This window comes from Kitasatospora nipponensis, from assembly GCF_039528135.1.
Taxonomy (GTDB): Bacteria; Actinomycetota; Actinomycetes; order Streptomycetales; family Streptomycetaceae; genus Kitasatospora; species Kitasatospora nipponensis.
In genome coordinates this window covers 1-2,798 of the sequence record NZ_BAAALF010000376.1, presented here as the reverse complement: position 1 = coordinate 2,798, position 2,798 = coordinate 1, and the positions used below count along the sequence as shown (strand labels likewise).

At 76.3% G+C, this 2,798-nt stretch carries 2 protein-coding genes; both read right to left on the bottom strand.

What is annotated here, in order from left to right:
• Window positions 1-20: 20 nt before the first annotated feature.
• Window positions 21-2,159 (bottom strand): elongation factor G, encoded by a 2,139-nt coding sequence (gene fusA / locus ABD323_RS40310; protein ID WP_344447088.1) that lies wholly within the window; start codon window positions 2,157-2,159, stop codon window positions 21-23.
• A gap of 426 nt (window positions 2,160-2,585) precedes the next feature.
• Window positions 2,586-2,798 (bottom strand): BTAD domain-containing putative transcriptional regulator (locus tag ABD323_RS40305; RefSeq protein WP_344447087.1); only part of this gene is annotated, 213 nt, incomplete at its 5' end.

The window sequence follows — 2,798 nt, the reverse complement described above, 5'->3', positions numbered from 1 at the left end:
CGACCGGTGGCGGCCCCGGACTACAGCGCCGCGGCCGCCTGCGCCGCGGCGGCGGGCGCGGGGGCCTGGGCGGCGGGCCGGGTGGTGAAGGTGCCGCGGCCCTGGGTACGGCTGCGCAGCCGGGTCGCGTAGCCGAACAGCTCGGCCAACGGCACGGTCGCGGTGACCTGGGCCGAGGTGCCGCGCGCGGTCGAGCCGCTGACCCGGCCGCGGCGGGCCGCGAGGTCGCCGAGCACCGTGCCCACGGCCTCCTCCGGCACGGTGACCGTCACCTCGACCACCGGCTCCAGCAGCACCATCGCGCTGGCGCGCAGGGCCTCGCGCAGGGCGAGCCGGCCGGCGGTGCGGAAGGCCAGCTCCGAGGAGTCCTTCGGGTGGGTCGCGCCGTCGGTCAGGGTGACCCGCAGCCCGGTGACCGGGTGTCCGCCGAGCGGCCCCTCGGCCAGCGCGTCGCGACAGCCCGCCTCCACCGCCCGCACGTACTCCTGCGGGACCCGCCCGCCGGTGACGGTCGAGCCGAACACGAAGCCGGTGGCGCTGCCGCCGCCGTCCGTGCCGGTCCCGGTCCCGGTGCCGGTGCTCGGGCCGTCGCCGTCGTCGCCGGTCAGCGGCGCCAGGTCGAGCACGAGGTGGGCGAACTGGCCCGCGCCGCCGTCCTGCTTGACGTGCCGGTAGACCAGGCCGGACACCCCGCGCCCGACCGTCTCCCGGTAGGAGACCTTCGGCCGCCCGACGGTGACCTCGAGCCCGAGGGCGCGCCGGATCTTCTCCACCGCCACCTCCAGGTGCAGCTCGCCCATCCCCGACAGCAGCGTCTGGCCGGTCTCGGGGTCGGTCCGCACGGTCAGCGAGGGATCCTCCTCGACCAGCCGCGCCAGCGCCGCCACCAGCCGCTCGGCCTCGGCGGAGCGCCGCGCCTCGACCGCCACCGAGACGACCGGGTCGGCCACCGTCGGCGGTTCCAGCAGCAGCGGGGCCGCCGGGTCGCACAGGGTCGCCCCGGCGCGGGCCGCCTTCGGCCCGACGACCGCGACGATGTCCCCGGCCACCGCGAGGTCCACCTCGGCGTGCCGGTCGGCCTGCACCCGCAGGATCCGGCCGATCCGCTCGGTGCGCCCGGTGCCCGCGTCCATCGTCGTCCCTCCCTTGTGGATCGTTCCCGCGTACACCCGCAGGTAGGTCAGCCGGCCGGTGGCCGTCGAGTTGACCTTGAACACCAGCGCCGCGAAGGGCGCCGCCGGGTCGGCGGCCCGCTCCTGCTCGGCGCCGTCGCGGGTGCCGCGCACCGCCGGGACGTCCAGCGGGGAGGGCAGGTAGGCGTTCACGGCGTCCAGCAGCGGCTCGATACCGCGGTTGCGGTAGGCCGAGCCGCACAGCACCACGACGCCCTCACCGCTGCGGGTCAGGTCGCGCAGGGCCGCGGCCAGGGTCGGCGCGCCGAGCGTCGAGGTGGCGCAGAACTCCTCCAGCGCGCCCGGATGGAGTTCGGCCACCGCCTCCACCAACACCTGTCGGCGGCGCAGGGCTTCGTCCCGCAGGGCGGCCGGTACCGGCTCCTCGTGACAGGTGTCCCGGTCCTGGGCCCAGAGCAGCGCGCGCATCCGCAGCAGGTCGACGACGCCGGTGAAGCCGTCCTCCGCGCCGATCGGCAACTGCACCACCAGCGGGGCCGGGTGGAGCCGCCGGCGGATCGAGTCGACGGCGGCGTCGAGGTCGGCGCCGGCCCGGTCGAGCTTGTTGACGAAGGCGATCCGCGGGACGCCGTGCCGGTCGGCCTGGCGCCACACCGACTCGCTCTGCGGCTCGACGCCGGCGACCGCGTCGAAGACCGCGATCGCGCCGTCGAGCACCCGCAGGGAGCGCTCGACCTCGTCGGAGAAGTCGACGTGGCCCGGGGTGTCGATCAGGTTGATCCGGTGGCCGTCCCAGGCGCAGCTGACGGCCGCGGCGAAGATGGTGATGCCGCGGTCGCGCTCCTGGGAGTCGAAGTCGGTGACGGTGGTGCCGTCGTGGACCTCGCCGCGCTTGTGGGTGGAGCCGGTGAGGTAGAGGATCCGCTCGGTGACGGTGGTCTTGCCGGCGTCGACGTGGGCGAGGATGCCCAGGTTGCGGACGTCGGTGAGCGGGTTGGGACGCTGCTGGCGGAGGTCGGTGCGCACGGCCGATGGCCTTTCAGGGGTGACCGGAGAAGGGCGGCGCGATTGCCGGACGGATCACGCCGGACCCGGACCCGACCGCGCGCCACCGCGCCGGCCACGGCCGCGCCGGTGACGGGGCACCGGGGCGGGCGGGCTCGCGGGGTGGGGCGGAGGGTCGGGAGGGTCAGGCGTTCGTCACGGACATCCGGTGCCGGCCGCGCAGCGGGCACCGGGCGCACGAAGACACCAGGATCACCTCGTACCGTGACGGGGGAACGACGACAGCGGTGCGGTGACGCACGGCTCCACTCCCCTCGCTCGGTACGGTGCGCGCCGCCAAGGTCGGTGCGGCGCGCGGACGATGGCGAGTGTAGTGAGAACGGGACGGCCGGGTCACCGGGTTTTCGGGCCGGGACCCGGCCGGCCGGGGAGCCGCCTGACGACCGGTCAGCCGGCGCCGCTCAGCGAGTCGAGCAGGGTGTCGTAGCGCCGGCTGGCGCGCTCCGAGGAGACCCGGTCGCCGGCCGCGTGGTAGGCGGCGATCAGCGCGCGCCAGGCGCCGTCGTGGAACGGCTCGAGCCGCAGGCTCTGTTCGGCGGCCTCGGCGGCCGCCGCCGTGCGCCCGCGCACCAACTCGGCCTGCGCCAGCGTCGCGCAGAC